Source organism: Blastocatellia bacterium (assembly GCA_035275065.1).
In the GTDB taxonomy this organism is placed as follows: Bacteria; Acidobacteriota; Blastocatellia; order UBA7656; family UBA7656; genus DATENM01.
Genome location: DATENM010000074.1, coordinates 1 through 1,700, shown reverse-complemented (window position 1 = coordinate 1,700; position 1,700 = coordinate 1). Strand labels below are relative to the sequence as shown.

2 protein-coding genes are annotated in these 1,700 nt (G+C 49.6%); both read right to left on the bottom strand.

Annotation, left to right across the window (positions count from 1 at the left end; genetic code table 11):
- Positions 1-490: 490 nt before the first annotated feature.
- Positions 491-697, bottom strand: coding sequence for a hypothetical protein (locus tag VJ464_17415; protein HKQ06912.1), 207 nt, complete (start codon positions 695-697; stop codon positions 491-493).
- Positions 698-886: 189 nt separating this feature from the next.
- On the bottom strand, positions 887-1,525 hold the full coding sequence (locus VJ464_17410; protein ID HKQ06911.1) for a hypothetical protein: 639 nt from the start codon (positions 1,523-1,525) through the stop codon (positions 887-889).
- Between the last annotated feature and the right edge of the window lie 175 nt (positions 1,526-1,700).

Here is a 1,700-nt window from a genome sequence, read left to right as displayed (position 1 = left end):
GTCGAAGGCCAGGGCAGCGGGAGGCCGCGTGACGACTCGCAGCGGCAGGTAGACGGCGACCGTGCCGGGGACTAACACCGTAAAGAGGATGTTCTTTAGCAGCAGAAACATTATTGTTACTAGGGCCAGGCCACCTAACGCCTGCGTTTACCGGGCCGCCGAACGGCCTCACCAGCAATGATGAGAAACTCGCGGCGGCGGCTCCGGTGCAACGCCTTGTTAGACGCCTTACGGGAAGAACCGATATATCTCTTTTCTGTTCAGACAACGCACAAAGGTCGCGCTATCGCCTTCGATGATTAGCCCAAGCCGATAGTCGCTGACTCGGATTCGCTAATAGTTATTCCCGCCCTTTAGCCTTTTCAGGCTCGCGATCCCTGTTGGCTTTGGGCTTTCTCCACAAGTTCGATTGTCTCTTTAATACGGCTCAGCAGTCCTTTGTTTTTGATGTGGCGTAGGTCCTTCACAAAGCTGGCTCTAAATTCTACGTTCACGCTTTGCCCTCAAGGAGGTTGAACACTTCTGTTCGTCCAACCAAGTCGCTGCTCGCACCTTCCTCAATAGCTCTTACCAGGGCGATGTCTTCAAGCGCCTCCACAACTGCGTCGTGCAGCAAATCCCGCCGCTGTTCAAGAACCTCGACCAGTGCAGTCTTGATAAGTTCCTTGAGCTGATCCTGAGTTATTGATGGTTCCATAGAATTCTCACCTCGCTTTCACAATACCAGTTCTGCTTCACATTTGCAGCGTGTTTACGCCGCAGGCGTCTAACGCCCGCGTTCACCGGGCCGCCGAACGGCAATCAAAGGATGCATGAGAACTGCGCTGCGGCGGCTCCGGTGCAACGCATTGTTATGCCGCCCCCGAAGCTGAACCGCAACACTTGCCTATTCACCTTTTTCTCCTCTCTTTATCACCATGTATGCCATAACATCTCCAGCAGATTGGTGTACCCTTTTAGCTTTACTATATTTGATCCAGATCGGTAACATCACCAGTACCAAGTATGTAAGCGCCACGACCGTCACCCAGAATACGAATGATTCAAACCTTTCATAGGGGATATACTGTTTCACTACATCTGCTGGTACTGATTTTAGTAATGCTGTCGCTACAGCCAGAATAGCACCTATCACTTGCGTCGCGTTAAATCGTGTCAATTGGCTTTTCTTTACCTCATGCAACTTTTTAATCTTTCCAAAATCGACGTGCGGGAACTGCGCCTCCAATCGCTCACAGAGGGAATCTATTGAATAGTCACTGACAAGTATTGAAAAGAACTCGCCCTGTTTTTCTTCATCCGTTGCTATATCAGAGACCCACCTCTTATAGAATTCAGGTGTTCTGCCGCTCAAGGGATTGGTTTGCTTCAGAATAGTTGAGAACTCCTTTAACAAGCCAAAGAATCTTAAAGGTGAGTTGGGGTTAAATATGAAAAGACGATTGCTGATTCTCTGTGCAAATTCTCTGTACCGGTCTAAGTAACTAATAACTTCGTCATATTGCGATTCCAGATTTTGGTTCATAGTTAATCCGCATCTTCCGCACTGTTAAGCGGCATAACGCTCGCGTTCAGCGGGGCCGCGTGTGACACTCCGATGTGCATGAGAACTGCGCTTCGCGGCCTCCGCTGCAACGCCTTGTTAGACGGCGGCATTTATTTCTTGTCTAGTCGAAAGAATCTCACTGCGTTGTGATAGA